Source organism: Rhodovulum sp. FJ3, assembly GCF_032918305.1.
Classification (GTDB): domain Bacteria; phylum Pseudomonadota; class Alphaproteobacteria; order Rhodobacterales; family Rhodobacteraceae; genus SAT37.
Map to the genome: position 1 here is coordinate 317,899 of NZ_JAWJUU010000002.1, position 26,186 is coordinate 344,084.

A 26,186-nucleotide genomic window follows, 5' to 3' on the forward strand; every position below is an offset into this window, starting at 1 on the left:
GCCCCGAAGAAGGGCCGCCCGTTGATCACACCTGCATTTCTTTGGTCGAACTCAGCGTCAGTTCGGGGTAATCCCGCACCACGCGGTCGATGTCCCATTGCAGACGGGTCAGGAACACAAGGTCCCCGTCATTGTCATAGGAAATGTGCTGTTTGTTGGCGTTGACGAATTTGTCCACGTCCGCCTTGGGGCCCGAAATCCAGCGCGCCGAGGTGAACTGCGACGCCTCAAACCGGACGGGCAGGCCGTATTCCATCTCAATCCGGCTGGCCAGCACTTCGAACTGCAACTGTCCAACCACGCCGACGATAAAGCCCGACCCGATCATCGGCTTGAACACCTTGGCGGCGCCTTCTTCGGCGAATTGCATCAGGGCCTTGTCCAGATGCTTGGCCTTGAGCGGATCGCCCGCGCGACAGGTCTGCAGCAGTTCCGGCGCAAAGGACGGGATGCCGGAGACGCGGATCGCCTCGCCCTCGGTCAGGGTGTCCCCGATGCGCAGCTGTCCGTGGTTCGGAATGCCGATGATGTCGCCCGCCCATGCCTCATCCGCCAGTTCGCGGTCGGATGCCAGAAACAGAACGGGGTTCGAGACCGCCATCGGTTTCTTGGTGCGCACATGGGTCAGTTTCATGCCGCGTTTGAAATGGCCCGACGCCATGCGCACAAAGGCCACACGGTCGCGGTGCTTGGGGTCCATGTTCGCCTGGACCTTAAAGACAAAGCCACAGACCTTTTTCTCATCCGGTGCAATCTGGCGCGGTTCGGCGGCTTGGATTTGCGGCTCGGGGCCATAGTTCCCGATCCCGTCCATCAGTTCCTGCACCCCGAACGAGTTGATGGCCGAGCCAAACCAGATCGGCGTCAGCGTCCCGTCCAGCATCGCCTGTTGGTCAAAGGCGGGCAACAGTTCGCGCGCCATCTCGACCTCTTCGCGCAGCTTGTCCAGCAGTTCGGCCGGGATGTGCTGTTCCAGCGCGGGATCGTCGAGGCCTTCGATCTTGATGCTCTCGGCGACCTTGTTACGGTCGGCACGGTCCATCAGTTCCAACCGGTTGCGCAGCATGTCGAAACAGCCAAGGAACTCGCGACCGACCCCGATGGGCCAGCTGGCCGGCGTCACATCAATGGCCAAATTTTCCTGAATCTCGTCAATAATTTCGAACGTATCGCGGCTCTCGCGGTCCATCTTGTTACAGAAAGTCAGGATCGGCAGATCGCGCAGGCGGCACACCTCGAACAGCTTGCGGGTCTGGCTCTCGACGCCTTTTGCGCCGTCAATGACCATGATCGCCGCATCCACCGCCGTCAGGGTGCGGTAGGTGTCTTCGGAAAAGTCGCTGTGACCGGGTGTGTCGACAAGGTTGAACCGGTAATCGCCATAATCAAACGACATCGCCGAGGCCGAGACCGAAATCCCGCGGTCCTTTTCCATCTGCATAAAGTCCGAGCGCGTCCGGCGCGCTTCGCCCTTGGCGCGGACCTGACCGGCCATCTGGATCGCGCCCCCGTACAACAGGAATTTCTCCGTCAACGTCGTTTTACCGGCGTCCGGGTGCGAAATAATAGCAAAGGTGCGTCGCCGCGCGATTTCGGGCGGCAGGGCGGGGCGATTTGAGCTGCGATCCAACATGGGCGCCATATAACCGCCTGCGCGCGCTTGGGGAAGGGGGGACGCGCGTTACTCTTTAGGTTTGCGGCGCGCGTAGAACGTGTCGGGCGTGTGACCGGCCAACAGGGTCTTGTCCGCCTCGGTGCCGAAATGGGGATCGTGTTCCTTGACCCCCGCATCTGTCACCTCTTGCAACAGGTCCTCGGGCAATTGGCCAAGGGTGCGGTCATTGGCCAGCATGCTCTCGGTCGGGGTGCATTCGGCGTAGATGATTTCGTGGGTGTCAAACAACAGGTGGAAATATTCCACGAACCCACCGCGCCGGATAAAGACGCGTTCCCCATCCACCAGATCGCGCGCTTTGATCAGCAACTCGGCCGTGTCGCTCAGTCGGTTGGTGCCGCGTTGATAGATGAACAGGCGCTGGTTCTGACTAACGATCATGTCGGATTCATTGGACAGGGTGCCCTTGGTGATTACCACCGGCGCATAGGGGCCAATGGCGCGCACCGTGCGGTTCCCGATCCAACGCACCGGTTGCGGCCCGTGATCACGGGTCAGAACGCGGTCGCCGACGCGCAGGCGTTCGATCTGGCGCTGGGTCCCGTCGGCAAGGGTGATCGAGGTGCCGCGCGTGAATGCCACGGGGGTGATGTCGGTCAGGCGGACCTCGCCGACGTCCTCGGACATCTCCAGCAGGGTATAGGACACCTTGGGCTCTACCGGTTCCAGCGGCAAAAAGCACAGCCGCACCGCGCCATCCGCCCCCACCAGTTCGATCAGCAACAGTTCCACCCGTCCGCCGTCCGACGCCATAAAGGTCAACCGACCCGCCGGTCGCACGCCATCGCCTGCTGAGCCCAGTTCGGACCCCGCGCCCAACTGATGCCCCGAGGCACCGGTGGTCAGGAACCGGTTGCTGCCGGTCTGATCGGCAACGGGGTCTATGATCGACAATTCATAGGGAATGGCCTTGGGCTGAATCTGGTAAATGTCACCGAGGCAAAGATCATCGAGCGGGCCAAGCGTATCGCCATGGTTCGCCCCCGACACCACATCCATATCCCCCGCCGCAAAAACGTGAATGCGGTAACTGGATGATGTTCGAGACACGGACGGGGTGCTCTGGTTCATGATACGGTACGGTTCCTTTTACGCCCCAACCCCCACAGCGGTGCGCAGTGCTCATAATCCTGTACTAAAAGCCAAAACACACAGCGTCAATCGGCCCTAGGGGCAAGTGGACAAGGTTCAAGACTTGCACCGCGCAAAATGGGTGATATCGATTGACCAATTTCGTGAATTTACCGCAAAGGGAGATGACCATGGATCTGGGGATTGCCGGAAAGCGCGCATTGGTCTGCGCATCGTCCAAGGGGCTGGGTCTGGGCTGTGCCGAGGCTTTGGCCGAGGCGGGTGTGCATCTGGTGATGAACGCGCGCGGGCAAGAGGCGTTGCTGGCCGAGGCGGATCGCCTGCGCGACACCTACGGGGTTGAGGTCACCGCCGTCGCCGCCGACATCACCACCGAAGAGGGCCGTGCCAAGGTCCTAGAGGCCGCTGGCACCATCGACATTCTGGTCAACAACGCGGGCGGTCCGCCGCCCGGTATGTGGACCGATTGGGAACGGGACGATTTCATCGCCGCGCTGGACGCGAACATGCTGACGCCGATTGCCCTGATCAAGGCCTTGGTGCCGGGGATGATGGAACGGGGCTGGGGCCGCGTGGTCAACATCACCTCTGTGTCCGTAAAGTCGCCGATTGCGGTTCTGGGTCTTTCAAACTCGGCCCGTGCGGGTCTGACTGGATATGTGGCGGGCACTGCGCGTCAGGTTGCGCCCCATGGCGTGATCATCAACAACCTCTTGCCCGGCCTGCATGACACCGATCGCATGGTGTCGCTGGACACGGGCGTGTCACAGGCCCAAGGCATCACGATTGAAGAGGCCCGCACCCAACGCGTCGCCAATATCCCCGCAGGCCGCTATGGCACGCGTCAGGAATTCGGCGCGACCTGTGCGTTTATGTGCTCGCAATTCGCGGGGTACATGGTGGGACAGAACGTCCTGTTGGACGGTGGACAGGTGAATACCACCCTCTAACACTTGCGTCAGGGGGGCGGTGTTGATATCGCTCCCTGAAACCCGAGCAGTTTTATCGGGAATGCAAGAGGCTGGCGTGAGCGAACAGACACCCCGACTGGAAATCCGGAACCTGACCCGCAGTTTCAACGGGCGGCGCGTCGTGGATGACGTGTCGCTGCGCGTGATGCCGGGGCAGGTGACCTGTTTGCTGGGCCCGTCCGGGTGCGGGAAATCGACCACGCTGCGCTCGATCGCTGGTGTCGATATGCAGGACAGCGGCGAGATCTACATCGACGGCAATCTGATCTGCGACACCGTGTTTCGTGTCCCGCCCGAGGGGCGCTCGGTCGGGTTGATGTTTCAGGACTTTGCCCTGTTTCCGCATCTGTCCGTGGCCGACAACGTCGCCTTTGGCCTAAAGGGCACGCGCGCCGAAAAACGTACGCGGGTTGAGGAATTGCTGAAACGGGTGGACCTGTTGCGGTTCATTGACGAATTTCCCCATAACCTGTCTGGGGGCGAGCAACAGCGCGTTGCACTGGCCCGTGCCTTGGCCCCGCGTCCGGGCATCATGCTGATGGATGAGCCGTTCTCAGGCCTTGATAACCGCCTGCGCGACGATATCCGCGATGAAACCTTGGCGGTGCTCAAGGAAGAGGGGACCGCCGTTCTGTTGGTCACGCATGAGCCCGAAGAGGCGATGCGCATGGCCGATGAAATCGCCCTGATGCGCCACGGCAAGATCGTCCAGCAGGGCGCGCCGTACAACATCTACAACGCGCCCGTGGATCGTAAGGCCGCCGCGTTCTTTTCGGATATCAATGTGTTCCGCAGCCCTGTTAACGGTTTGCTTGCGGATACGGCCTTTGGTCAGTTCATGGCGCCCGCCGTGCCTGACGGGGCCGAGGTCGACATCGTCATCCGCCCCCAGCACATCAAAATCGACTTTGACCGCAACGGTCATCCGCCCGCACCGACGCCGGAAAACGGGGTGCCGGCGCGGGCATTCGTGCAACGTGCCCGTTTTATGGGCAGTGAAAGCCTGATCGAATTTCGTCTCGAATTTGACGGCAGTTTGATCCGCGCCACGGTGCCCGGCGTGTTCCTGCCCAAGGCCGAAACCCCAATGTGGGTTATGATCCGGCGTGATCGGTGCTTTGTGTTTCCCGCCCGCTAGGGGTTGAAAATCCACACAATTTTGACGGTTGCGCCGCAGGTGCGGGCATAAAAATTGACGCGATGCTGCAGTGCGTCGCAAATTTCTTTGCGAAAACGCGCCGTTTGGGGCGAATGGGGCTTTGATCCCGCCTCACAAGTCAATAAATGTAATGACAGAAATTGAATAAGGTGACGGGGCAAGCGATCCCGCACCATGGGAGAAGACCATGCTGAACAATATTGGCCTGCCCGGCCTGCTCTTGATTGCTGTCGTCGTTCTGGTCCTGTTTGGCCGCGGCAAAATCTCGTCCCTGATGGGCGAGGTCGGCAAAGGCATCACCGCCTTCAAAAAAGGCGTGAAAGACGGCACCGAAGAGCTTGAGAACGCCAACGCCGAAGCTGCCAAGGACGTCACCCCCGAGTCCGAAAAAGACAAGGTTTAATCCTGAACCTGTCTGCCTAACTCTGGGGGCACTATGTTTGATCTCGGTTGGACCGAACTGTTGCTGATCGGCGTTGTTGCGCTGATCGTTGTGGGGCCCAAGGACCTGCCCGGTATGTTCCGCACATTGGGACGGTTTACGGCGCGGGCCAAGGGTCTGGCGCGCGAATTTCAGCGCGCTATGGATCAGGCCGCAGATGACGCGGGCGTCAAAGATGCGGCCAAGGATTTCAAGGATATGACCAATCCCAAAAAGATGGGTCTGGATGCCTTGAACGATGCCGCCGACCAGTTCGAGAAATGGACCCCCGGCGGTCCGAAAATCGACGGCCCCCCGAAAACGACGCCTCTGGACCCTGACCGGGCCGAAGCCGCGCGTAAAATCAATGAGGCGACCGCACAAAAGGCCGCCACCCGTCAGGCCGCTGAGGCTGCTGCTGCTGCGGACGCCGCGGCAGAGACCCCTGAGCCGGCTGACTCCACCAGCAAGAGTGACCCCGCATGAGCAAGACTGACGAGATCAACGATTCCGCTGCTCCGTTGATCGAACACCTGACCGAGTTGCGCACGCGCATGATTCGCTCGGTTCTGGCGTTTATCATTGCGATGGTCATCTGTTTCACGGTCTGGAACCCGATCTTCAACTTCCTGACCAAGCCCCTGTGTGACGCGCGCGCGGCGATGGGGGATGACTGCGGCCTGATCCTGATCGCGCTGCAAGAGGGCTTCTTTGTCGCGATCTCGATCTCTCTGCTGGGCGGTCTGGTTCTTTCCTTTCCGGTGATCAGCTATCAGATGTGGCGCTTTGTTGCGCCTGGTCTTTATAAGTCCGAGCAGGGCGCGTTCCTACCGTTCCTGATCGCATCGCCCTTTATGTTCTTTCTGGGCGCGTCCTTTGCGTTTTACGTCGTGACGCCTCTGGCCTTTGATTTCTTCCTTGGCTTCCAACAGGGCAACATTGTCGGTGAGGCGGGCGAAATCGAAAGCAGCAGCATCGCCTTCCAAGGCTCGGCCAAGGAATACCTGTCGCTGACCATCAAGTTCATCGTCGCCTTTGGCCTGTGTTTCCAGTTGCCGGTGCTTTTGACCCTGATGGGCAAGGCGGGTCTGGTGTCCGCCGCCGGTCTGGGGGCCGTGCGCAAATACGCGGTTGTGGCGATCCTTATTCTCGCCGCTCTGGTGACGCCGCCCGACATCATCACGCAGGTGATCCTGTTTGTGGTGGTCTATGGTCTCTATGAAATCTCGATCTTCCTTGTGGCACGGGTTGAGAAAAAGCGTGAGGCCCACCTGCGCGCCCAAGGTCTGTGGGTGGATGATGACGAGGATGAGGAAGAGGCAGCCGCCCCGAGCGATGCCGCGACCGAAGCCGCATTCGACCCCGAAGCGTCCGATGATGAGGCCCTGATGGCCGAGTTTGACGAGGACGACGATGCGGATGATGCGGATAAGCCCAAGTCATGAATGACGACACGCTGAACCGGATTGCCGAGGCGCTTGAACGAATGGCGCCTCGCGGGGCGGTGGCACCTGACTTCGACGGGGCCGACGCCTTTGTCTGGCACAGCGATCCCGACCGTCTGGTGCCTGTGACCAAGGTGTCGCGCGTCGATCTGGACCTGCTGCTGGGTGTGGACCGGTCGCGGGACACGTTGTTGGCGAACACGGTTCAATTCGCGCGCGGCTATCCGGCGAACAACGCCTTGCTCTGGGGCGCGCGGGGGATGGGGAAATCGTCTCTGGTCAAGGCGGTCCATGCCGAGGTTCTGCGCCAAGATCTGTCCCTGAAAATCGTCGAACTGCAACGTGAGGACCTGCCGAGCATCGGTCGTTTGCTGGACCTGTTGCGGGGTTCGGCGCACCGGTTCCTGCTGTTTTGTGACGATCTGTCGTTCAGTCACGATGATCAGCATTACAAGTCGCTCAAGGCCGTTCTGGACGGCGGCATCGAGGGCCGCCCCGAAAACGTTCTGTTCTATGCGACGTCGAACCGGCGTCACCTGATGCCGCGCGATATGATTGAGAACGAGCGCTCTTCTGCGATCAATCCCGGCGAGGCGGTTGAGGAAAAGGTGTCCCTGTCGGACCGGTTCGGTCTGTGGCTGGGCTTTCATCCGTGTTCGCAGGACGATTATCTGGCGATGATCCGTGGCTATTGCGATCATCACGGCGTCACCATCGACGACGACACCCTCTGGGCCGAAGCGATCGAATGGCAGGCCACGCGCGGGGGCCGTTCGGGCCGCGTCGCATGGCAGTTTTTCTGCGATTTGGCGGGTCGCCACGGGGTGCGCTTGCGCGACTGATGCTGCACTGCCGCATGGCGGCCATGCAGAATGGGCAATTTTAATGTCTGCATTCCTGACCTATTGTCAGTGTTAAGGGAGAACACTGGACCAATCAGGAGTTTCTACAATGGCATTCACGAGCACCCACAGCACTGGCTTTACGTTTCCGAACCCGTTCCGCGCAATCTGGAATGGTCTGATCATGCTGGCCGAGGCGAACCCGCGCATGAAAGAGATCGAAAAGCTGAACAACACCACCGACGAAGAACTGGCCGAGCGTGGTCTTGAGCGCGCCGATGTTGTGCGCCACATCTTCCGCGACCGCTTTTATATCTAACGGTTTTTGCGCTTTTACTGGGGGGGACGGACGCCTATTCTAGATCCGAACAATCGACGGAGCAGAACATGGCAACCGACCCGCCCAAGGCGCATTCCATTGACCGCGCCCCCTTGTCCGGTCCTGTCGCGGATCACGTGACACTGACCTATGAGGCGCGGTTCCTGCGACGCAAAAAGCTGACCTCCGACCACGGACAGTCGTTTTTCGTCGACCTTCCCGAGACCACACATCTGAATGCGGGCGATGCCTTTGTCCTTAGCGACGGAGCGCGCGTGTCGATCTTGGCCGCGGCCGAGCCTCTGTTGGCCGTGACGGGGCAGGACCTGACCCGTTTGGCATGGCACATCGGCAACCGCCATACCCCGTGCCAGATCGAGGCGGACCGCCTGTTGATCCAGGTTGACCATGTGCTGGCCGATATGGTGGCCAAACTGGGCGGCACCGCGACGCCGGTGACCGAGCCGTTCACGCCCGAAGGGGGCGCATATGGCCACGGGCGCACGATGGGGCATTCCCACGGGCCCCACGATCATGACCATGGGCATGATCACGACCACCATCACCACGACCATTCCCACGCATGAACGCCGATCTTCTGACCCTGACGCAATGGTTGTCGCCCGCGTTTCCGGTGGGGGGCTATGCCTATTCCCATGGTCTGGAAACCGCGATTTCGGACGGTGTGGTGCGGGATGAAGCGTCCTTGCAGGACTGGCTAACGGTCGTTCTGACGCGGGGCACAGGTCTGGCCGATGCGGTGTTTTTGTGCCGCGCGCGGGCCGGGGACGACGTGGCCCAGATGGCGCGCGCCATGGCTCCGTCGCGCGAACGCCTGTCCGAGGCCGAGACGCAGGGCGCGGCCTTTGTCGCCGCCGTCAACGCAATGGATGGGGGCGATATGCCCGCGATGCCCTTGCCCGTAGCGGTCGGGGTTGCGGCGCGGCGCCTGTCCTTGGGGGACGCGGATGTGGCCGCGCTGTACCTGCATGCGTTCGCGTCAAACCTTGTGTCGGCGGCGGTGCGGTTTGTGCCCCTTGGTCAGAACGCGGGCCAGCGGGTTCTGGCCGCACTTCATCCCGTGATCACCGATGTCGCAGCGCGGGCAAGCGATATGAACATAGATCAGATTTCCGGCGCGGCCTTTGGGTCGGACATGGCGTCCCTGCGTCATGAGACTCAAGAGGTCCGTCTGTTTAAAACCTAAGCCGACGCATTAAGAGTGCGTCGTAGTGAATTGAAAAGAGGGTGAAATGAGCAGTCCGAATGGCCCCTTGCGTGTTGGTATCGGCGGCCCCGTTGGGGCGGGGAAAACCACGCTGACCGAAAACCTGTGCCGTGCCTTGTCACAGGATTATTCCGTCGCGGTGATCACCAATGACATCTACACGTCCGAGGATGCGGAATACCTGATGCGGGCGCAGGCCCTGCCGTTGGAACGTATTCGCGGGGTGGAAACGGGTGGGTGCCCGCATACGGCCATCCGCGAGGACGCTAGCATCAATCTGGCCGAGGTTGCGGATTTGCGCGCGAACTTCCCCGATCTGGACGTGATTCTGATTGAATCGGGCGGTGATAACCTTGCCGCGACGTTCAGCCCCGAGTTGGCGGATATGACCCTTTACGTGATCGACACGGCGGCGGGGCAGGATATTCCGCGCAAAAAAGGGCCAGGGGTCACGCGATCCGATCTGTTGATCATCAACAAGACCGATCTGGCGCCCTATGTGGGGGTGGATGTGGGCCTGCTGGAATCCGATGCGACCAAAGCGCGTCAGGGCCGTCCGTTCGTGATGGCGGGCCTTAAGTCCGGTAAAGGCGTCGATCAGATCGTGAAGTTCATCGTCGAAGAGGGCGGCCTGTAATCAGGCGCCCTCGACCTCGGGCTCGGACACCGGTTTCGCGTCCCAGAACGGCAGGGGATTGCCCTGATCCTTAAAGCTGCGCGCGAGCTCCTTGAGGCGGCGGCGGTGGTTGGGCATTTCCATCCGGTCGCTGACCGATTTGCACATGGCGGCGGTCATGAACGGGCGCGCTCCATCGTCAAAAACGTCAAGCAAAACATTAAGATACGGCGCATAGTTGCGGCGCGCACGATAGAGGCGGTTAAAGACGGTTTCGCTCAGTTGACCCTCACAGGCGGCATCCAGAATTTCCTCGAGAATGCCCATGCCCATCAACATTTCACCGATCTGATCGCCCAAAAACCGAGTGCGCAGTTTGGACACGTTGCTGCGCGTGAATAGGGCGGCGTGCATCGCGTCATAGTCCTGTTCGGGATCGTAGACGACAAAGGCGTGCTCAGCCGCGTCCAGCATGTCCGGCGCATAGCCAAACCGGTCGGTGAAATTCAGGCGCCGCTTGTCGAAAAAGCGTTGATCCCATTCGGCAACACGTGCGTCCAGCGATGCCTGCGGGCGCAGGGCGATCACAACGGCTCCGGGTGCAGCCACGGAATAGGCCGCCGCTGCATAGCCGCAACAGCCCTCGCCATAGAACACAACGCGGTCGAAATCGTCAAAGAACGCCTCATCGATCAATTCGTCGAAATAGGCATAGACATCACGGTCGCGGAACCACGTTTCGCCTTCGGACAGGATGGTCAGGGCCGACACGCCGCTGTCCTGGGCCAAACGTTGGCCCAGCGGTAGGTCATGCCCCGTCGCCCGTAGGGCATCCGCACGTTCGAATGTCACCAAAAGGGTGCGCGAGTCCTCAACCAGCACCGCCCGATGCGTCCCCCCCAGAGAACGCACGATGCCCAGTTGGCCCAGCCCTTGATACCATTCGTCCACGTCGGTTGCGGTAGGTGGAGTGATCACGTCTTCGGTCACGATGTGGAAACCTTTGTCTTTCTTACCGCGCGGTGGAACGCGGCTACTTGCTACAGTTTTGTGAATGCCGGTCGAATATGGCGACATTTGGAAAAAACGGCGCGCTCTTTAAGGGTTTTATTGGGGCGGCGCAACTTGCGGGTGGTTGATGACGCCTAGGGGTTGCGGCGAAAAACGACCTGATTTCCTTTGGATTGTGCTGGACTATAGTACAGGTGTGCGGCGTGCAGGGCATTAAAGATTGCGGCGATTTCATGCGGGGCGGTCCGGTGTGGGGCCAATTCGACCACCGCCAGATCGACGGGGGCAAGATCACAGTCCCCCAAACCGGCGCCGGATTCAAAGCCAAGGTTGAGCAGGATCGCGCTTGGGCGGAGATCGGCCAAGAGGGCGGGCAGGTCGGTCGGATTTCCGCCGATCTGGCGCGTCTCGACCTGAAACAGACCGTTTGCGGCACAGAGGGCCGATGTGTTGGCGATGGCGTCGGGGTCCGAACTTGCCACCGTCACATGGCGCAGGGCGAATTGCGCGGCGGCCAGCGCGCCGATCAGGCCGAACTGGGTGCCGTATTCCAGAACGCGCGCGCCGCCCGAAATCCCGTCCAACAGGTGACGCGACAGGCCCTTTTGATAATCGCCCTTGGCGACGCGGGCCGCGGCGGTCTCGTCCAAACCGTTCAACGCGGGCAGGGTCAGACCATAGAGGGTGCTCATTTCGGGCGCTCCTTGGCGGCCATCAGGCGGGTCAGATGGGCATTGGTGGCGGCGGGGCTGGGCGGGGTGCTGGTGCCCAGCATCTGGAGGTGCCATAGGAATTGAATGTTGGCAGGATCGCGCATCAGGGCGGCAAATTGCGCGCGGTGCCATTCAATGGCGGCGTCATGGCGGGCACGCACGTCGGGCAGGGCGAAGAGGGCCTCCATCGCGGTCAAGGTCGCGGGGATCATCGGCGCGGCGTCCTCGCAGGGCGTAGTGTTGAAATTCCGCTCGGCCCAGTACCCGAGGTCTAGGCGCTTGGTCGTGCGGTTGGGCAGGCCGCGTTGGCGCTTCACCATGAACTCCGCCGCCGAGCGCACGGAATAATGGTGCAGCACGGCCATTTCGCCCGTGGGATCGACCCCGAACAGGTTGATGCGCGCGTCGTCACTGGCGAATGCGGGCGGCAGGGGGGCGTTTGCCGCGCTCTGCCATCGGGGCGCATCGCCCTTGCGGGTTTTGGGGCGGTGAACGCCCATTTTTTGAAACGCGGCGGGACGAAAGAGCGTCTTGATGAAATGCGCGGCCGGTAGGGCGATGTCGATGGGCGCCGCGCGGGTAAACCGCGACAGGGTCGGGGCCGTCGACATTTCAACCTGACCCGCCGCCCCGAAAAACCGCCACCGGATCGGGATCGCGTCGACCTCTGGCCCGCAGGCGGCGATCAGATCGCGCACCGAGGCGGGGCCGCGCAGGATCAGAAACTCGTCCAGATCGAAAAACATCGCCCAATCGGCGCGTTTCACCGGTTTCAAGCCATTGGCCACGCGCAGGGCCTGCCATTGGACAGAGGTGTCTCCCTCGGTCTGGAACGGGACGTGGGTGATGCGGGGATCGCTGGACAGGGCGTCGGCCAAGCCGTCGCTGCCGTCCTGGCAATCGTGGGTCAGGATCACGATGTGATCAAACCCCGCCGCCAGATGATGCGCGACCCATTCGACCATATAGGGGCCATCGTCGCGCTGACAGGTGACGGCGATGATCTGATCGGTGGGCGTGGGCATTCAGGGCCTTTTGCGTTGGCGGCGATGTGATCCCAATAGACGACACCGCCCCCCGTTTGGCAAGGACCGCTGGTGGTTAGAAAAACGCCTGAAGGCCGGTTTGCGCGCGCCCAAGGATCAAGGCGTGCACATCATGGGTGCCTTCATAGGTGTTCACCGTCTCTAGGTTGATCATATGGCGGATGACCTGAAATTCCTCGGAAATCCCGTTGCCGCCGTGCATGTCGCGCGCCATACGCGCGATGTCCAAGGCCTTGCCACAGTTGTTGCGCTTGATCAGCGAGATCATCTCGGGCGCTGCCGCCGCCTGATCCATCAGGCGACCGACCTGCAACGCGGCCTGTAGGCCAAGAGTGATTTCGGTCTGCATATCGGCCAGTTTTTTCTGGAACAGCTGTGTTTGCGCAAGGGGGCGGTTGAACTGATGCCGGTCCAACCCGTATTGGCGTGCGGCTTGCCAGCAATATTCGGCCGACCCCATCACGCCCCATGCAATGCCGTACCGCGCGCGGTTCAAACAGCCAAACGGCCCCTTCAACCCCTCAACATGGGGCAACAGGGCGTCCTCACCCACCTCGACCCCGTCCATGACGATTTCACCGGTGGTGGAGGCGCGTAAGGATAATTTGCCGCCGATTTTCGGCGCGCTCAGCCCTGGCATGCCCTTATCCAGAACAAAGCCACGAATTTTGCCGCCGTGGGCGTCGGACTTGGCCCAGACCACGAACACATCCGCAAAGGGTGCGTTGGAAATCCACATTTTCGATCCCGTCAGGCGATAGCCCCCGTCGATCTTTTCCGCGCGGGTTTTCATACCTGCGGGATCGCTGCCCGCGTCGGGTTCGGTTAGGCCGAAACAGCCGATCAGCTCGCCCGAGCACAGACCGGGCAGGTATTTCTGGCGCTGTTCCTCGGACCCGTAGGCGTAGATCGGATAGATGACCAGACTGCTCTGGACCGACATCATCGAGCGATAGCCGCTGTCGATCCGCTCAATCTCGCGCGCGATCAGGCCATAGGCCACATAGGACGCACCCAGACCGCCATAGGTTTCCGGCAATGTCGCACCCAACAGACCCGCCGCACCCATCTCGCGGAAAATCGACGGATCGGCGGTTTCCTCGCGGTAGGCATCGACGACCTTGGGGGCCAATTTGTCCGCCGCGAAATCGGCCGCACCTTGGGCCAGCATGCGTTCCTCTTCGCTGAGCTGTCCGGACAGGCCCAGCGGATCGGACCAGTCAAACCGTCCCAGATCGGGGGCGTCTTTGGCTTTGAGGGTCGGGCGGTCGGACATGGGCATACCTTTCACATTGGCGGTGACACAGCGTCGCGCCCCAAGTCGTAGAACAAGCCATCCCCAACCTCAATTGGTTCAATCCCTACGAATTGTAACATTTGCGGCTTTGGTCGCGCTTGACGCCACACGTGACCCGTGCAGCATACCCCCAGCAGACCGAGGAGGAGCCCGTGCAGGCGGAACTGAATACGATCGACGACGTCCAGACCATGTTGGCCGGACAGAACTATGTGTGTGGGCGGGCCTTGGCGACCGTGGTGTTCCTGTCGCTGCGTCTGGGGCGACCCTTGTTCCTTGAGGGCGAGGCGGGCGTCGGCAAGACCGAAATCGCCAAAGCTATCGCTGCCGCTTTGGGACGTCGGTTGATCCGTCTGCAGTGCTATGAGGGTCTGGATGCCTCTAGCGCGGTTTATGAATGGAACTTTCCCGCGCAGATGGTTGCGATCCGCACCGCCGAGGCGGTTGAGGGTACCGACCGCGCGGCCCTGACGGAGGAGCTGTTCTCGGACAAATACCTGATCCGCCGTCCGCTACTTGAGGCGATGAGCGACCAAGAGGGCGGCGCGCCGGTTCTGCTGATCGACGAATTGGACCGCACGGATGAACCGTTTGAGGCGTTTCTCTTGGAGGCGCTCAGCGATTTTCAGGTCACCATCCCTGAACTCGGCACGATCAAGGCACCTGAGCCGCCGATCGTCATCCTGACCTCGAACCGCACGCGTGAGGTGCACGATGCCCTGAAGCGCCGGTGCCTCTATCACTGGGTTGATTACCCGAATTTTGAGCGTGAGATCGAAATCCTGTCGGCCCGCGCGCCCGAAGCGTCCGAAAACCTGTCGCGTGAGGTTGTGGCGTTCGTCCAGAAACTGCGCACCGAGGATCTGTTCAAGAAACCGGGCGTGGCGGAAACCATCGACTGGGCCAAATGCCTGTTGGCGCTGGATGTGATCGACCTCTCGCCCGAGGTGATTGCCGATACGGTCGGCGCGATCCTGAAATATCAGGACGATATCCAGAAACTGGAGGGCTCCGAGGCCAAGCGCCTGTTGGAAGAGGTCAAAACCGAACTGGCCGCGGAATAATCCCGTGTCAGTCCAGCGGACCAATCGTGTCGATCAGATCCTGAACCGTCTCCACGGGGTACAGGTTGTCATCCGTGTGCTCGGCGGGCGGGCCCCATGTCAGGTGCGCCACGAAAAACATAGGGATGACCGCATCGGCGCGACACAGGATGTCGTCACTGCCGCCCGCACGCGCCACGACGCGCAGATTGTTCAGCGTGCTCAGGATGCTCTGACGTGGCTGTTCGCGCCACAGCTGCGTCAACAGGCGGCGTGCCTCGCGCGGTGTCACGTCGATCCAGCCATCGGGCAGGGGGCGTTGGTCCAGAACATGGGTCATGGCGCGATGATGCCACAGGGACGAGGGGGGCGCTATGGCGGTCTACGCTGATCTGGATTTGCCGGACAACCCCAAGCTTGTCCACAACATCACCCATTTCGCCCGCGCCCTGCGCAAGGCGGGCCTGCCCGTGGGGCCGGGCCGTGTGATCGACGCCATCCGCGCGGTCGAGGCGGCGGGGTTTACCCATCGGTCGGACTTTTTCTATACCTTGCAGGCGTGTTTCGTGTCCAAGCCCGAGCACCGGACGGTGTTTGCACAAGTATTCCGCCTGTACTGGCGCGACCCGCGCTACATGGAACATATGATGTCCATGATGCTGCCCTCGATCCGTGGGGTGCAAAAGGATCGCAAGGCCAAGGCCGCCGAAAAACGCGCCGCCGAATCCCTGCTCGACGGTGTGGATCGCGAAGAACCCGAGATCGCCGAGTCGCCCGAGGATGAGGTCGAGATCGTCGTCGATGCCTCGCGCACGATGTCCTCGCAGGAACGTCTGAAAACACTGGATTTCGAGCAGATGGGCACCGAAGAGGTCGCCGAGGCCAAGCGCATGTTGGCCCGTCTGTCGCTGCCCGTGAAACCGCTGCAATCGCGCCGCACGCAACCCGCGTCCAAGGGTCATCTGTTCGATATGCGCAAAACCATGCGCGACGCGATGCGCTATGGCGGGGATATCCGCGATCTGGCGGCAAAGAACCGGCGGGTGCGGTGGCCGAACCTAGTCGTGCTTTGCGATATTTCGGGGTCTATGTCGCAATATAGCCGGATGGTTTTGCATTTTCTCCATGCTGTCTCCAATGAAAAAGGGGCAGGGTGGTCCAAGGTGCACGCGTTCACGTTCGGCACCCGTCTGACCAACATCACCCGCCATATGCGCACCCGCGATGTCGATGCCGCTTTGGCCGCCGCTGGCGCCGAGGCGCAGGATTGGGAGGGCGGCACGCGCATCGGTCAGGCCCTGCATGCGTTCAACCGCGACTGGTCGCGCCGCGTGCTGAACTCCGGCGCGGTGGTTTTGTTGATCACCGACGGGTTGGACCGTGGGGACGTGACCCTGTTGAACCGCGAGATTGAGCGTCTGCACCTGTCCACGCGGCGTCTGATCTGGATTAACCCGCTGCTGCGCTGGGACGGATTCGCGCCCAAGGCCGAGGGCATCCGCACGATCCTGCCGCATGTGGATTGCTTTCGCGCGGGCCATAACATCAACTCGCTGGAACAACTGGCCCAAGCGATCTCGGACGCGTCGGATTCGGGCGAAAAATCCCGCCTTGCCGCGATGCTGTGACGCCGTCCGCGCCCTTATTTTATTGGGGTGCGGCATTCTGTCAGGCAAAAAAATGCCGATCTTGATCTGGGTCAAATGCAATGCCCGAAAAAGTCCCCATATAGGATGCATAGGCCAAGCGGTTGTTGGTTGCTCACAGCTTGGTCTTCCCCGCGCTTTCCCTGCGTGGGGCGGTCTGGTCGGCACCCCTCCCTGAGTGTCGACCGTTGTCCGGCGGGCTCTCCCTCCTGTCCGGACGCATCAGTCGCGCAGGCGTTCCCTCCTGCCCTCTGAATTTCAAGGCGCTGCGGGCCCCCTCCCGCGGCGCCTTTTAATATTCCACACGCGCGATGTTATACCTTTTTACGTCTGGCAACGCCGTTCAGGGCAACGCATACTCAACCCAAAGGTGGAGGGGCCCGATGCAGCGCAGTGAACATGACGCAATGCCCGAGGTGGCGTTGAACTGGGTTCAGTCCGGCAAGGGCGCGGCCCTTGCAACGGTCGTGCAAACATGGGGCAGCGCGCCCCGTCCCGTCGGCAGTCAGTTGGTCATTTCCGGCGAGGGTCAGATCATGGGCTCGGTCTCGGGGGGCTGTGTCGAGGGCGCGGTCATCATGGAGGCGATGGATGCCATCGTGGACGGACAATCGCGGCTGTTGACCTTTGGCGTCAGCGACGATGAGGCCTTTGCCGTCGGTCTGGCCTGTGGCGGTGTGATCCGTGTGATGGTGGAACCGGTCGGGCAAGGCATTTCCATTGAGATGCTTGAGGACCTTGTCGCACGGCGCGCGAACCGCACGCCCGTGGCCTATGTGGTCAACACCGAAACGTGGGAGCGCCGTCTGGCCGATGGTGCCGACGCGGCGCTTGGCGATGAGATCGCGACCCGTCTGCGCAGCGATAAATCCGGGTTCGCCGAGGATGAGGCGACGTTCATCGGGCTGCACAATCCGCCCTTGCGGATGGTGGTTGTGGGCGCGGTGCATATCGCCCAGCCCCTGTCGGATATCGCGCGTCTCTGTGGCTATGACGTGACGATCGTCGATCCGCGCGGGGCCTTTGCGACGCCCGAACGCTTTCCCCATGACACGATCCTGATCGATTACCCCGATGAGGTTCTGCCCGATTACGGCGTCGATGCGCGCACGGCGGTGGTGACATTGGCACATGATCCGAAAATCGACGATCCCGCGATTGTCGAGGCGCTGCGCGGTGATGCGCTCTACCTCGGGTGTCTGGGGTCCACGCGCACCCATGCCAAACGGGTGGATCGTCTGACCGCGGCCGGATTTTCCGAGGACGACATCGCCCGCATCCATGCGCCGGTGGGTCTGAATATCGGATCAAAATCCCCCGCAGAAATCGCCGTCGCCATCATGGCGCAGATCACCGCGACCCTAAGGCAGGGCTGATGCGGTTCGGTCCTGTTCCTGTCGGCGATGCCATCGGCAGCGTTTTGGCGCATACGTTGCGCGCGGATGACCTGCACCTGAAAAAGGGGCGGGTCCTGACGCCTGCGGATGTGACGATGATGCTGCGCGCGGGGGTCGATCAGGTGGTTGTGGCCATGCCGCAGGACGGCGATGTGCTTGAGGACGTGGCGGCCGCGATCCTTGCCCGTGCTCTGGTCCCGAACCCCGATGCGGCCTGTGTGTCGGTGACGCGCGCGACGACGGGGCGGGTCAACCTGAACGCCGTGGGGCCGGGGATTGTCGAACTGGACGCCGATGCGATTTTCCGCATGAACAGTTTGCACCCCGAAATCACCCTTGCGACGCTGGCCCCGATGACGCGGGTGACGCGCCGAATGCTGGTCGCGACGGTCAAGATCATTTCCTACGCCGTGCCCCGCGCCGATCTGGACCGCGCCTGTCAGGTGGTTGCGGGCGCGATCCGCGTGCGCCCCGTGGTGCGGCGCAGTGCGGGCTTGGTCCTGACGACCGTTCCGGGCCAAAAAGAAAGCTTGAACACAAAGGCGCAAGAGGCTGTTTTAACGCGGCTTTCCGCCCTTGGGGTGGAGTTGTCCGAGGTGCGTATCGTCCCCCATGACACCGCCGAAATCGGTACGGCCCTGCGCGAGATCAAGGGCGAGGTGGCCCTGATCCTGACCGGCTCTGCGACCTCGGATCTCTATGACACGGGGCCCGAGGGCCTGCGCGCGGCGGGCGGTCACGTGGCGCGGTTCGGACTGCCGGTCGATCCGGGCAACCTGTTGTTTCACGGCGCGGTTGACGGGCGTCCGGTGATCGGATTGCCGGGCTGTGCGCGTTCGCCCGCGCTGAACGGGGCCGATTGGGTGCTGGAACGGATCGTCTGTGGTCTTGAGATTCACGACGCCGATGTGGCGGCCATGGGGGTGGGCGGTCTGCTCAAGGAAATCCCGTCGCGACCGCATCCGCGCGAGGGCTGATTACACCCGCCGGAACGCCAGCAACCGGTTGTTCGCGGGCATCGCGACCTGATCGACCAAATGCAATCCGTCCTCACGCGCGGCGGCGTCCATGTCCACCGTATCGCGCAGTCCCCATTCGGGGTTGTCGGCGCGCAGGTTCTGATCAAACCGCTCATTTCCAGCCCCCTGAAAATCGCCATCCACGATAAATGGGCCGTAAATCAACAGGATACCGTCCGGGGCCAAGCGCGCCGCTGCACCGCGCAGGATGCCGCGCGTGACCTCAAACGGGGCGATGTGGGTGACGTTGCTGACGAACACGGCCGCAAGGGGGCCGAGGTCCGTGATCGCGGGTTGATCCGCCCACGGGGTTGCGCCGTCGACGTTCAGCGCAGGGCGCGCAGGCGCACGCAAAAACGCCTGCCACGCATTGGCCGAGGCGCGGTGCATCTCATCAAGGTCCGAGGGCCACCAGTCCAGATCGGGAAAGGCAAGGGCAAAGGACGCCGCGTGCTGACCCGTGCCGCAGCCAATTTCCAGAACGGGACCAGACCGATCCGCCAAAAACCGGTTCACAGCGATCAAAAGAGGGGGGAAGTTGCGCAGGAAGACGTTTGAAAACATCCGCCCGTCTTCGGCGATGTCTACATCGCCGGGTCGATAGCGCGCCGTGTGTCCACTGGTTGGGGTCGTCACGGCGCGCCTGATCTTTTACTTGGTCACCGGACCGATCATCATGATCATCTGGCGGCCTTCCATCTTGGGCATATTTTCGATCTTGCCCATTTCCTTGACGTCCTCAGCCACACGTTCAAGCAGCTCACGACCAAGGTTCTGGTGCGCCATTTCGCGCCCACGAAAGCGCAGGGTGACCTTCACCTTGTCGCCTTTTTCGAGGAACTTGTACACGTTACGCATCTTGACCTCATAGTCGTGCGTATCGGTGTTGGGCCGGAACTTGACCTCTTTGACCTCGATGATCTTTTGCTTTTTGCGGGCCTCGGATTCGCGCTTTTGCTGTTCATATTTGAACTTGCCGAAATCCATGATCTTGCACACGGGCGGCGCCGCGTTCGGCGAAATCTCTACCAGATCCAGACCGGCCTGCTCAGCCAGTTCCATCCCGCGTTCTGGTGTGACCAGCCCGATGTTTTCACCCTCGGCGCCAATCAGGCGGATTTCAGGAGAGCGGATACGTCCGTTGACGCGGGGGCCGGTGTCGCGCGTCGGGGGCGCGTTATGAGGTCTGCGGGCTATGGTTTTGTTCCTTCTATACCAAATGCTCGCGCGTAAAATAGCGCTGAGGGCCGCGCTGTTCAAGCAGGAAACCCGCGCGGCCCCGATAGTCTTTAGACGCCTTCTCCGACGAAGGCTTTTTCGACGACGTATTCGCGGGGTTCGGAGTTTGCGCCTTCGCGCAGGCCAAAGCTCTCCATGATCGCCATGATGTCCTTGTTAAAGGCTAGCGACCCGCAGACCATGCCGCGGTCGGTCTCGGGCGACATGCCTTCGATCCCCAGATCCTTGAACACGGTGCCATTAGTCATCAGGTCGGTGATGCGGCCCATTTTCGGCGAGGTCTCGCGCGTGGTGGTCGGGTAATAGACCAGCTTAGCCAGGTTCTCGGCCCCGACCAGTTCGGCCATCAGTTCATCGTTTTTGACCTGCTCGACCAGCTCACGGCCATAGGTCAGCTCGCCCACCTCACGGCAGGTGTGGGTCAGGATGATCTGATCGTAATCGGTATAGGTCTGCGGATCGCGGATCAGGCTGGCGAACGGCGCGATGCCCGTGCCGGTCGAGAACAGCCACAGCCGTTTGCCCGGCAACAGCGCGTCATGCACCAGCGTGCCCACGGGCTTGGGGCGCAGGATGATCTGATCGCCGACCTTGATGTGTTGCAGTTTGCTGGTCAAAGGGCCGTCCTGCACCTTGATCGAGTAGAACTCCAACTCGTCATCCCAGGACGGGCTGGCAATCGAATAGGCACGCAGCAAGGGTTTGCCGTTGTCGCCCATCAGGCCGATCATCACAAATTCCCCCGACCGGAACCGCAACGACGCAGGCCGCGTCACTCGGAAGGAAAACAGCCGGTCCGTCCAATGCGTCACAGCCGTCACCGTCTGGGCGTCGGGCAATACGGGCGTTGTTGAAGAGGGGGTCGTGGCGGTCGCTGGTGTCGTCATGTTAAATCCTTGGATCAAAACCATTCGGGAGGTATGTAGGGTCAATTGGTTGGTTGTTACCAGAAATTTGACCGAATGGTAAAACTGATTGAAGCTACTGTCCAGAACAGTATTCTACAGCCAACGCGACTTGGGAATGACCGACGTATAATGTCTATGAAACTGGATTCAATCGACCGCCGTATTCTGGCCGAACTACAGCGCGACGCGGCACAGTCGCTGGACGAGATTGCGAAAACCGTCGGCTCGTCCAAGACGCCGGTGTGGAACCGCATCCGCAAGATGCGCGAAAACGGCGTGATCACGGGGCAGACGGCGCTGGTCGATCCGCAGGCGCTTGGGCTGGAGGCCTGTTTCTTTGTCCTGATCCGCACGTCCGAGCATGACGCCGAGTGGCAGAATACGTTCCTCAAGACCCTGCGCGCCCGCCCCGAGGTGATGGAGGCGCACCGCCTTGCCGGTGACATCGACTATATCCTCAAGGTGCGGGTCGCCAACGCGCGGGCCTATGATCAGTTCTATCAGGCCCTGATCGCCGAGGTGAAAATCCACAACGTCACGGCCCTGTTGTCGATGGAAGAGATCAAATCGACCACGGTTCTGCCGGTTTAATCGGCGCGCACGGGCAGGGCGGTTAGCCCGTGGAAATGATAGGTGTTACCATAGATCGGCGCCCCTGCACGGCGCAGGTTTGAACACCGTTCAAACAGCACCGGTAGGGCCCGCACCAATTCCAGCCGCGCCAAGGGTGCCCCGATACAGAAATGCAGACCCGCGCCAAAGGCCGCGTTGGGGCGCACGGGGCGGGACGGATCGAAAACGTCGGGACTGTCCCAAACGGCCGGATCACGGTTCGCCGCGCCCAGCATCAGGGCAACCTGATCGCCCGCGCGGAACCGGTGCCCGAAAAGCTCCATATCCTCATAGGCATAGCGCGTGAACATATGGAGCGGAGGGTCATAGCGCAGGATTTCCTCAACCGTGCCGTCGATCCGGTCCGCGCCCATCAGGTCCACGCGGTCGGGCCGGTCGATCAGGGCGTGAACACCGTTCCCGATGGTGTGCACGGTCGCCTCATGCCCCGCGTTCAGCAACAGGATACAGGTGGTGATCAACTCATCCCGTGATAGGCGGGTGCCGTCCTCTTCGGCGGCGATCAGGGCGGTGATCAGATCCTCACCCGGGCGGGTGCGGCGGTGGTCGATATAGTCCGACAGATAGGCAGAGAACTCCGCCGCAGCCCTCGCCGCGCGCTCCTCAATCGCGCGATCCCGACCGGCCATATACATCGCCACCATGTCATGGGACCACGACAGGAACTGATCGGCCATATCCCGCGGCACGCCCAACAGATCGGCAATGATCATCACCGGCAGGGGCTGCGCAAATTCGGTCAGCAGGTCAAAGTCGCCGGTCGGAAACCGGTCGATCAGATCATGGGACAGGCGCGTGATCTCAGGCCCCAGACCGGCAATCCGTTTGGACGTGAACGCCCGCACCACCAACCCGCGTAGACGCGTGTGACGCGGCGGTTCCAGTTCCAGCATCGAATGCGCCTCAACCGCGTAGAACGGTTTCAGGTGGTCGGGGATCGCGGGAGCCTGATCGGCGGGGACCTCACGCCCAAAGCGGCGGTCGCGCAGGATCGTGTTGACCGCCTCATAGCCAAACGCCGCCATCATCCCGTAATCGTCCCAATAGACCAGCGGCCCCATGGCGCGCGCATCGGCGTAGACCGGATAGGGGTTCTGGACAAAGGCGGGGTCGCGGGGTGACTGGATCAGGCGGTGCATGGCGCCACATTGCCAAAGGGGCTGGCCAATGCAAGGCGGCGTTTTTATCTTGGGGGCCATGACGCGCGTTTTTGCCTTGGCTGTGTTTTTGCTGCTCTCTGCGGGGTTTACCGGCGGGGTGTGGTATTTTGCCTATTCCCAAGCGCTGGACCAACTGTCCGAACGCGGGGAATCGGACCTTTCGCTGGCGTCGGATCGTTTGGTCAGCCAGCTACAGCAATATCGCGAACTGGCCGTTCTGATGGCCGATCATCCGGTGTTGCACGCGGCGTTAGAGCAGGGCGGTGATCTGAACGACGCGCAGGACCTGTTGCTGCGCACGGCGGATAAGACGGGGACGTTGGATTTGCACCTTGTGGATGCGGCGGGGCAGGTGGTTGTCAGTTCGAACCGCCTTGGCACCGCGCCGCAATCGCGCGCGGACACCCCGTCGTTTCAGCGCGCGATGCAGGGCGCACTTGGCGCGCATCATGAACGGACATCGGGCCTTGCGGAACGGGCTTTCATTTTCACCGCGCCAGTGTTTGGCCCCGATGGATTGCCGGTCGGGGCCGTGTCGGTCGACGTCAATATCTGGGCCGTAGAATCGGCATGGGTGGGCGATGCGCAGGCCGTCTATTTCACCGATGAGGCGGGGGTGATTTTCATCACCAACCGCACGGAATTGTTGTTCCGCACGCGCGGCCATGCGGATGCTGCGGCGTTTGCCCTGTTCGGCTATGACCCAGAAAAATTGGATGAATTCATCGATTTCCGCCCGCATATCGTCAACGGGAATGAGGTCTGGGCGATCAACGCGGGCCCTTATATTCCATCGCGCGCGCTGCACCTGACCAAGCCTTTGCCGATCATCGAAATGACGGGCGAGTTGTTGTTGGATGCGGCACCGGCGGCGCGGGTTGCGGCGTTGCAGGCGGCCGTGGCGGCGGCCCTGTCGGTGGTGTTTGGCGCGACCCTGTTGCTGTTGTCGCAACGTCGCCGCGCACTGGCCGACCGCCTTGCGCTTGAGGCGGCGGCGAATGCGGAACTGGAACACCGCGTGGCCCGACGTACCCGCGAATTGTCGCGCGCGAACGAAAACCTGCGCCGTGAAATCACCGAACGCAAAGAGGCCGAGGCGGCCCTAAAAAAGGCGCAACAGGATCTGGTGCAGGCGGGCAAACTGTCGGCCCTTGGGAATATGTCGGCGGGCCTGTCGCATGAGTTGAACCAGCCCCTGATGGCGATTCAAACCTTTGCCGAAAATGGCACGCTTTTCCTTGAACGGGGCAAGGCGGACCGCGCGGCCGACAACCTTGGCCGCATTTCCGATCTGGCGCGGCGCATGGGGCGGATCATCAAGAACCTGCGCGCCTTCGCCCGACAGGAAAGCGAACCGGCAGGCACCGTAGACCTTGTCGGCGTGGTTGATGCGGTTCTGGAGATTTCCGAGGCGCGGATCGCGGGCGATGGTGTCGCCCTGAACTGGACCCGACCCGAGGCACCCGTTCTGGTGCGCGGGGGCGAGGTGCGGTTGCAACAGGTCGTCCTCAACCTTGTGTCCAATGCGATGGACGCCATGGGCGCGTCTGAGCGGCGCGAACTGGGCCTTGAGATCGGGGAACAGGGCGGTTCGGTATTCCTTTATGTGCGCGACACGGGGCCGGGGATTAAGGAACCGGAAAAGATTTTCGATCCCTTCTACACCACCAAAGAGGTCGGCCTGTCCGAGGGCATGGGTTTGGGCCTGTCGATCTCTTATGGGCTTGTGCAGAGCTTTGGTGGTGCGATACGGGGGCGCAACCGTGACACGGGCGGCGCGGAATTCGCCGTCGAACTGACCGCCGCCGGACTGGAGAGCGCCGCATGATCACCAAAATTCTGGTCGTTGACGATGATCCCCCCGTGCGCGAGGCACTGGGGCAGACGCTGGAATTGGCGGATTTCGAACCGATCCTGACGGGGTCCTATATTGAGGCCAAGGATCACCTGACGCCCGAATTCGCGGGGATTGTCCTGTCCGATATCCGGATGCCGGGCAAGGACGGGTTTGCCTTGCTAGAGTATGCGCAAAAGGTCGACGCGGATTTGCCGGTGGTTTTGTTAACCGGTGAGGGCGACATACCTATGGCCGTGCGTGGCATGTCGGCGGGGGCGTTTGATTTCCTAGAAAAACCCTGCGCGCCCAAGGACCTGATCGCGGTGGTGGAAAAGGCGCTGCGCACGCGGGCTCTGATCCTCGAAAACCGGCGGCTGAAGGCCCAGTTGGAAACCGGCGATGCGGCGGCGCGGATGTTGTTTGGCATGTCGGCCCAAGCGGATGAGCTGCGCGCGCGGGTGCGCAGTGTGGCCCGCACCACGGCCGAGGTTCTGATCACCGGCGCGCCCGGCTCTGGCACGGCCAAGGTGGCCGAGGTGATCCACCTTTTGTCCGCCGGTTCTATGCGTCCGTTTCACAAATTGCCCGCGGCGTCCGTCACGCCCGACGATCTGGACCGCGCGTTCGAGACGGGCGAGGGCGGGTCGCTGTTTCTGGATGAGGTGGCCGCCCTCAATCCCGCCGCCCAGTTTCACCTGTTGAACCTGCTCGAGGGCGCGACTGGTCCGCGCCTGATCACCGGCACCTATCGCGACATCGATGCCGAGGTCGCGGCGGGGCGGTTCAACCCCGATCTGTTTTACAAACTGGACGTCATGCGCGTGCGCATCCCCGCGCTGCGCGAACGGCCCGAGGATATTCCGGTCCTGTTCCGCCATTACGTGTCAATCGCCGCCGAACAGGCCGCCCTGACCCCGCCCGAGGTGACACAGGACGTCGTAGCGCGTCTGATGGCGCAGGATTGGCCGGGGAATGCGCGATCCCTGATGAATGCGGCGATGCGCTTTGCCATGGGCCTTGGCGATGTCGAAGAGGAAGAGACCGCCGCCGACGGTCTGGCCGCGCAATTGGCGCGGGTCGAGCGATCCTTGTTGATTGAGGCGTTGAAACGCGCCGAGGGGCGCGCGACCGAGGCGGCCAAGGCCCTCAAGCTGCCGCGCAAGACCTTTTATGACAAACTGGCCCGCCACAATATCCGCGCCGAAAACTTCCGCGTCGGGGACTGATCTTTCTGCACCTGCGAAATCTATAACGCGCCTGTCCTTTGGGCAGGTGCGCGCAACTTTGGTGTAATTTTTACCCGAGTCGCGCACGGATATTTTGTGCGGAATCTCGCACACATGCGGTTTGACCTGTGTGGTTTTCCGCCCATCGGGATGCAGGGTTGCGTCAGGTGCATGGCGGGGTTGTGTCCTAACCCCCTGAAAAAGCGACAAAACCCACGGATTTTGTCAGGTGTCATTTTTCTG

General features: G+C 61.6%; 28 protein-coding genes. 17 read left to right on the plus strand and 11 right to left on the minus strand.

The features are described from left to right. Positions 1–25 precede the first annotated feature (25 nt). Both R1W00_RS06525 and R1W00_RS06530 read right to left on the minus strand, forming a co-directional pair. Complete coding sequence (locus tag R1W00_RS06525) at positions 26–1,633, minus strand: peptide chain release factor 3 (RefSeq protein ID WP_317262397.1); 1,608 nt, start codon at positions 1,631–1,633, stop codon at positions 26–28. Positions 1,634–1,681: 48 nt separating this feature from the next. Next, positions 1,682–2,746 carry a Hint domain-containing protein gene (locus R1W00_RS06530; protein ID WP_317261925.1) on the minus strand — a complete coding sequence of 355 codons (1,065 nt, stop codon included), beginning with the start codon at positions 2,744–2,746 and terminating at the stop codon, positions 1,682–1,684. Between the two features lie 191 nt (positions 2,747–2,937). On the opposite strand from R1W00_RS06530, the gene R1W00_RS06535 reads away from it, so the two are divergent. The 10 genes from R1W00_RS06535 (at position 2,938) to ureG (ending at position 9,789) form a co-directional block, all read left to right on the plus strand. Further along, on the plus strand, positions 2,938–3,717 hold the full coding sequence (locus R1W00_RS06535; RefSeq protein WP_317261926.1) for an SDR family oxidoreductase: 780 nt from the start codon (positions 2,938–2,940) through the stop codon (positions 3,715–3,717). 61 nt (positions 3,718–3,778) lie between these two features. Further along, a complete protein-coding gene (locus tag R1W00_RS06540; protein ID WP_317261927.1) occupies positions 3,779–4,876 on the plus strand; it encodes an ABC transporter ATP-binding protein in 1,098 nt (365 codons plus the stop codon). Positions 4,877–5,084: 208 nt separating this feature from the next. Beyond that, positions 5,085–5,300, plus strand: a complete 216-nt coding sequence (locus tag R1W00_RS06545) for a twin-arginine translocase TatA/TatE family subunit (protein ID WP_317261928.1) — start codon at positions 5,085–5,087, stop codon at positions 5,298–5,300. 33 nt (positions 5,301–5,333) lie between these two features. Then, a complete protein-coding gene (tatB, locus tag R1W00_RS06550; protein ID WP_317261929.1) occupies positions 5,334–5,804 on the plus strand; it encodes a Sec-independent protein translocase protein TatB in 471 nt (156 codons plus the stop codon). Next, positions 5,801–6,763 (plus strand): twin-arginine translocase subunit TatC, encoded by a 963-nt coding sequence (gene tatC, locus R1W00_RS06555; RefSeq protein ID WP_317261930.1) that lies wholly within the window; start codon positions 5,801–5,803, stop codon positions 6,761–6,763. The genes tatB and tatC overlap by 4 nt, the downstream gene beginning before the upstream one ends. Further along, positions 6,760–7,605, plus strand: coding sequence for an ATP-binding protein (locus R1W00_RS06560; protein WP_317261931.1), 846 nt, complete (start codon positions 6,760–6,762; stop codon positions 7,603–7,605). Before tatC ends, R1W00_RS06560 begins: the two co-directional genes overlap by 4 nt. Positions 7,606–7,714: 109 nt before the next feature. Continuing rightward, the gene (locus R1W00_RS06565; RefSeq protein WP_317261932.1) at positions 7,715–7,924 is read left to right on the plus strand and encodes a DUF1127 domain-containing protein; all 210 of its coding nucleotides are present in this window, start codon (positions 7,715–7,717) and stop codon (positions 7,922–7,924) included. A 68-nt stretch (positions 7,925–7,992) separates the two neighbouring features. Beyond that, positions 7,993–8,511 carry an urease accessory protein UreE gene (gene ureE / locus R1W00_RS06570; protein WP_317261933.1) on the plus strand — a complete coding sequence of 173 codons (519 nt, stop codon included), beginning with the start codon at positions 7,993–7,995 and terminating at the stop codon, positions 8,509–8,511. Then, positions 8,508–9,131 carry an urease accessory protein UreF gene (locus tag R1W00_RS06575; protein WP_317261934.1) on the plus strand — a complete coding sequence of 208 codons (624 nt, stop codon included), beginning with the start codon at positions 8,508–8,510 and terminating at the stop codon, positions 9,129–9,131. The genes ureE and R1W00_RS06575 overlap by 4 nt, the downstream gene beginning before the upstream one ends. A gap of 46 nt (positions 9,132–9,177) precedes the next feature. After that, entirely contained in the window at positions 9,178–9,789 is a 612-nt protein-coding gene (gene ureG / locus R1W00_RS06580) for an urease accessory protein UreG (protein ID WP_317261935.1), read from the plus strand. Here ureG and R1W00_RS06585 read toward each other — a convergent pair whose 3' ends face one another. The 4 genes from R1W00_RS06585 to R1W00_RS06600 form a co-directional block, all read right to left on the minus strand. Next, positions 9,790–10,758 (minus strand): phosphoadenosine phosphosulfate reductase, encoded by a 969-nt coding sequence (locus R1W00_RS06585; RefSeq protein ID WP_317261936.1) that lies wholly within the window; start codon positions 10,756–10,758, stop codon positions 9,790–9,792. 155 nt (positions 10,759–10,913) lie between these two features. After that, entirely contained in the window at positions 10,914–11,471 is a 558-nt protein-coding gene (locus R1W00_RS06590) for a hypothetical protein (protein WP_317261937.1), read from the minus strand. Further along, a complete protein-coding gene (locus R1W00_RS06595; RefSeq protein WP_317261938.1) occupies positions 11,468–12,517 on the minus strand; it encodes a glycosyltransferase family 2 protein in 1,050 nt (349 codons plus the stop codon). Before R1W00_RS06595 ends, R1W00_RS06590 begins: the two co-directional genes overlap by 4 nt. Positions 12,518–12,593: 76 nt before the next feature. Further along, positions 12,594–13,814, minus strand: a complete 1,221-nt coding sequence (locus R1W00_RS06600; protein WP_317261939.1) for an acyl-CoA dehydrogenase — start codon at positions 13,812–13,814, stop codon at positions 12,594–12,596. Positions 13,815–14,026: 212 nt separating this feature from the next. Between R1W00_RS06600 and R1W00_RS06605 the strand changes: the two genes are divergently transcribed. Continuing rightward, positions 14,027–14,899 carry a MoxR family ATPase gene (locus R1W00_RS06605; RefSeq protein ID WP_317262398.1) on the plus strand — a complete coding sequence of 291 codons (873 nt, stop codon included), beginning with the start codon at positions 14,027–14,029 and terminating at the stop codon, positions 14,897–14,899. 7 nt (positions 14,900–14,906) lie between these two features. Here R1W00_RS06605 and R1W00_RS06610 read toward each other — a convergent pair whose 3' ends face one another. Further along, the gene (locus R1W00_RS06610) at positions 14,907–15,218 is read right to left on the minus strand and encodes a hypothetical protein (RefSeq protein WP_317261940.1); all 312 of its coding nucleotides are present in this window, start codon (positions 15,216–15,218) and stop codon (positions 14,907–14,909) included. A 34-nt stretch (positions 15,219–15,252) separates the two neighbouring features. Here R1W00_RS06610 and R1W00_RS06615 point away from each other — a divergent pair, with 34 nt between their 5' ends. The 3 genes from R1W00_RS06615 (at position 15,253) to R1W00_RS06625 (ending at position 18,898) form a co-directional block, all read left to right on the plus strand. Next, complete coding sequence (locus R1W00_RS06615) at positions 15,253–16,506, plus strand: VWA domain-containing protein (RefSeq protein ID WP_317261941.1); 1,254 nt, start codon at positions 15,253–15,255, stop codon at positions 16,504–16,506. A gap of 401 nt (positions 16,507–16,907) precedes the next feature. Beyond that, positions 16,908–17,900, plus strand: coding sequence for an XdhC/CoxI family protein (locus R1W00_RS06620; RefSeq protein WP_317261942.1), 993 nt, complete (start codon positions 16,908–16,910; stop codon positions 17,898–17,900). Beyond that, on the plus strand, positions 17,900–18,898 hold the full coding sequence (locus R1W00_RS06625; RefSeq protein ID WP_317261943.1) for a molybdopterin-binding protein: 999 nt from the start codon (positions 17,900–17,902) through the stop codon (positions 18,896–18,898). Before R1W00_RS06620 ends, R1W00_RS06625 begins: the two co-directional genes overlap by 1 nt. Here the strand turns inward: R1W00_RS06625 and R1W00_RS06630 are convergent, their stop codons facing one another. The 3 genes from R1W00_RS06630 to R1W00_RS06640 all read right to left on the minus strand — a co-directional run bounded on the left by R1W00_RS06630 (position 18,899) and on the right by R1W00_RS06640 (position 21,066). Further along, positions 18,899–19,576, minus strand: coding sequence for a DUF938 domain-containing protein (locus R1W00_RS06630; RefSeq protein ID WP_317261944.1), 678 nt, complete (start codon positions 19,574–19,576; stop codon positions 18,899–18,901). Between the two features lie 15 nt (positions 19,577–19,591). Beyond that, positions 19,592–20,137: a translation initiation factor IF-3 gene (infC, locus tag R1W00_RS06635; RefSeq protein ID WP_410901540.1), complete on the minus strand. Its 546-nt coding sequence runs from the start codon at positions 20,135–20,137 to the stop codon at positions 19,592–19,594. A gap of 92 nt (positions 20,138–20,229) precedes the next feature. Beyond that, the gene (locus R1W00_RS06640; RefSeq protein ID WP_317261945.1) at positions 20,230–21,066 is read right to left on the minus strand and encodes a ferredoxin--NADP reductase; all 837 of its coding nucleotides are present in this window, start codon (positions 21,064–21,066) and stop codon (positions 20,230–20,232) included. A 156-nt stretch (positions 21,067–21,222) separates the two neighbouring features. Here R1W00_RS06640 and R1W00_RS06645 point away from each other — a divergent pair, with 156 nt between their 5' ends. Next, a complete protein-coding gene (locus R1W00_RS06645; protein WP_410901529.1) occupies positions 21,223–21,678 on the plus strand; it encodes an Lrp/AsnC family transcriptional regulator in 456 nt (151 codons plus the stop codon). On the opposite strand, the gene R1W00_RS06650 is transcribed toward R1W00_RS06645, so the two are convergent. Beyond that, positions 21,675–22,859, minus strand: coding sequence for a cytochrome P450 (locus R1W00_RS06650; RefSeq protein WP_317261947.1), 1,185 nt, complete (start codon positions 22,857–22,859; stop codon positions 21,675–21,677). The genes R1W00_RS06645 and R1W00_RS06650 overlap by 4 nt on opposite strands. A gap of 58 nt (positions 22,860–22,917) precedes the next feature. On the opposite strand from R1W00_RS06650, the gene R1W00_RS06655 reads away from it, so the two are divergent. Together R1W00_RS06655 and R1W00_RS06660 are read left to right on the plus strand one after the other, a co-directional pair. Next, on the plus strand, positions 22,918–24,708 hold the full coding sequence (locus tag R1W00_RS06655) for an ATP-binding protein (protein WP_317261948.1): 1,791 nt from the start codon (positions 22,918–22,920) through the stop codon (positions 24,706–24,708). Next, positions 24,705–25,943, plus strand: coding sequence for a sigma-54 dependent transcriptional regulator (locus tag R1W00_RS06660; RefSeq protein ID WP_317261949.1), 1,239 nt, complete (start codon positions 24,705–24,707; stop codon positions 25,941–25,943). Before R1W00_RS06655 ends, R1W00_RS06660 begins: the two co-directional genes overlap by 4 nt. The last annotated feature ends 243 nt before the right edge of the window (positions 25,944–26,186 follow it).

Excerpts from the sequence above, each read along its gene's own strand:
- R1W00_RS06525 (WP_317262397.1), bottom strand. The coding sequence starts at position 1,633 with ATGTTGGATCGCAGCTCAAATCGCCCCGCCCTGCCGCCCGAAATCGCG.
- R1W00_RS06530 (WP_317261925.1), bottom strand. The coding sequence starts at position 2,746 with ATGAACCAGAGCACCCCGTCCGTGTCTCGAACATCATCCAGTTACCGC.
- R1W00_RS06535 (WP_317261926.1), top strand. The coding sequence starts at position 2,938 with ATGGATCTGGGGATTGCCGGAAAGCGCGCATTGGTCTGCGCATCGTCC.
- R1W00_RS06540 (WP_317261927.1), top strand. The coding sequence starts at position 3,779 with ATGCAAGAGGCTGGCGTGAGCGAACAGACACCCCGACTGGAAATCCGG.
- R1W00_RS06545 (WP_317261928.1), top strand. The coding sequence starts at position 5,085 with ATGCTGAACAATATTGGCCTGCCCGGCCTGCTCTTGATTGCTGTCGTC.
- tatB (WP_317261929.1), top strand. The coding sequence starts at position 5,334 with ATGTTTGATCTCGGTTGGACCGAACTGTTGCTGATCGGCGTTGTTGCG.
- tatC (WP_317261930.1), top strand. The coding sequence starts at position 5,801 with ATGAGCAAGACTGACGAGATCAACGATTCCGCTGCTCCGTTGATCGAA.
- R1W00_RS06560 (WP_317261931.1), top strand. The coding sequence starts at position 6,760 with ATGAATGACGACACGCTGAACCGGATTGCCGAGGCGCTTGAACGAATG.
- R1W00_RS06565 (WP_317261932.1), top strand. The coding sequence starts at position 7,715 with ATGGCATTCACGAGCACCCACAGCACTGGCTTTACGTTTCCGAACCCG.
- ureE (WP_317261933.1), top strand. The coding sequence starts at position 7,993 with ATGGCAACCGACCCGCCCAAGGCGCATTCCATTGACCGCGCCCCCTTG.
- R1W00_RS06575 (WP_317261934.1), top strand. The coding sequence starts at position 8,508 with ATGAACGCCGATCTTCTGACCCTGACGCAATGGTTGTCGCCCGCGTTT.
- ureG (WP_317261935.1), top strand. The coding sequence starts at position 9,178 with ATGAGCAGTCCGAATGGCCCCTTGCGTGTTGGTATCGGCGGCCCCGTT.
- R1W00_RS06590 (WP_317261937.1), bottom strand. The coding sequence starts at position 11,471 with ATGAGCACCCTCTATGGTCTGACCCTGCCCGCGTTGAACGGTTTGGAC.
- R1W00_RS06595 (WP_317261938.1), bottom strand. The coding sequence starts at position 12,517 with ATGCCCACGCCCACCGATCAGATCATCGCCGTCACCTGTCAGCGCGAC.
- R1W00_RS06600 (WP_317261939.1), bottom strand. The coding sequence starts at position 13,814 with ATGTCCGACCGCCCGACCCTCAAAGCCAAAGACGCCCCCGATCTGGGA.
- R1W00_RS06605 (WP_317262398.1), top strand. The coding sequence starts at position 14,027 with ATGTTGGCCGGACAGAACTATGTGTGTGGGCGGGCCTTGGCGACCGTG.
- R1W00_RS06610 (WP_317261940.1), bottom strand. The coding sequence starts at position 15,218 with ATGACCCATGTTCTGGACCAACGCCCCCTGCCCGATGGCTGGATCGAC.
- R1W00_RS06615 (WP_317261941.1), top strand. The coding sequence starts at position 15,253 with ATGGCGGTCTACGCTGATCTGGATTTGCCGGACAACCCCAAGCTTGTC.
- R1W00_RS06620 (WP_317261942.1), top strand. The coding sequence starts at position 16,908 with ATGCAGCGCAGTGAACATGACGCAATGCCCGAGGTGGCGTTGAACTGG.
- R1W00_RS06625 (WP_317261943.1), top strand. The coding sequence starts at position 17,900 with ATGCGGTTCGGTCCTGTTCCTGTCGGCGATGCCATCGGCAGCGTTTTG.
- R1W00_RS06640 (WP_317261945.1), bottom strand. The coding sequence starts at position 21,066 with ATGACGACACCAGCGACCGCCACGACCCCCTCTTCAACAACGCCCGTA.
- R1W00_RS06645 (WP_410901529.1), top strand. The coding sequence starts at position 21,223 with ATGAAACTGGATTCAATCGACCGCCGTATTCTGGCCGAACTACAGCGC.
- R1W00_RS06650 (WP_317261947.1), bottom strand. The coding sequence starts at position 22,859 with ATGCACCGCCTGATCCAGTCACCCCGCGACCCCGCCTTTGTCCAGAAC.
- R1W00_RS06655 (WP_317261948.1), top strand. The coding sequence starts at position 22,918 with ATGACGCGCGTTTTTGCCTTGGCTGTGTTTTTGCTGCTCTCTGCGGGG.
- R1W00_RS06660 (WP_317261949.1), top strand. The coding sequence starts at position 24,705 with ATGATCACCAAAATTCTGGTCGTTGACGATGATCCCCCCGTGCGCGAG.